This window comes from Microbacterium sp. MRS-1, from assembly GCF_000585455.1.
Lineage (GTDB): Bacteria > Actinomycetota > Actinomycetes > Actinomycetales > Microbacteriaceae > Microbacterium > Microbacterium laevaniformans.
This window is the reverse complement of record NZ_JAUF01000021.1, coordinates 1-928: the sequence shown is the minus strand read 5'-3', so window position 1 is coordinate 928 and position 928 is coordinate 1. Positions and strand designations below refer to the sequence as shown.

Here is a 928-nt window from a genome sequence, read left to right as displayed (position 1 = left end):
TAGGCCGTGTTGCTAAATGCTGTTGTGGGGCGGGTGGGCGATCCTTGAGGTGTGTCGCGAGATGTCATTACGGACGAGGTCTGGGATGTGATCCGGGACGTGTTCCCGTCGGCGAGGATGCGGGGTCGCCCGCCGGTGGATCGGCGCACGGTGGTCGAGGCGACCGCGTGGCGGTTCCGGACGGGATCAGCGTGGCGGGATCTGCCCGAGCGGTTCGGGAGCTGGAACACGATCTACAAGAACTTCCGGCGTTGGGCGACCGACGGGGTCTGGGAAGACCTGTTCGCCCGCGTGCAGAAGCGAGCGTCGCTTCAGGGTGAGATCGACTGGGTCGTGTCGGTCGATTCCTCGATCGCGCGTGTGCATCAGCATGGCGCGACCCTTTCCCGCGACACAGGGGGCTCCATCGAGTTACAAGAAATCCGGGCCGGAGCCGCCTGATCACGCGATCGGCCGGTCACGGGGCGGTTTGACGACGAAGATCCACCTCGTGTGCGACGGGCAGGCCCGCACACTCGCGTTCGTACTGACCGGCGGTCAGGTCGCAGACACGAGTATGTTCACCGACGTGCTCGACGAGATCCACGTCTCCGGGCGTGGCCACGCGCGAACGAGACCGGACCGGGTGCTCGCGGACAAGGGATATCCGTCGAAGAAGAACCGGGCCTGGCTGCGCGAGCGCGGCATTAAGTCCACGATCCCCGAACGCGCCGACCAGATCGCGAACCGGCGCAAGAGACCGGGCCGCCCGATCGACTTCGGCGACGAGCAGAAGGAACGCTACAAGGGTCGCAACGTCGTCGAGCGGTGCTTCAGCTTCATCAAGCAGTGGCGCGGGCTCGCGTCCCGATACGACAAGACGGCCTGTTCATACGCAGCCGGGCTCTGCCTCTCCGCAGCCTTGCAATGGATTTAGCAACACGGCCTA

1 pseudogene is annotated in these 928 nt (G+C 65.2%); it reads left to right on the top strand.

Features of this window, described 5'->3' with window-relative positions:
* The first annotated feature begins 51 nt into the window (after window positions 1–51).
* Window positions 52–916, top strand: a pseudogene (locus AS96_RS15985) (IS5 family transposase).
* Window positions 917–928 lie beyond the last annotated feature (12 nt).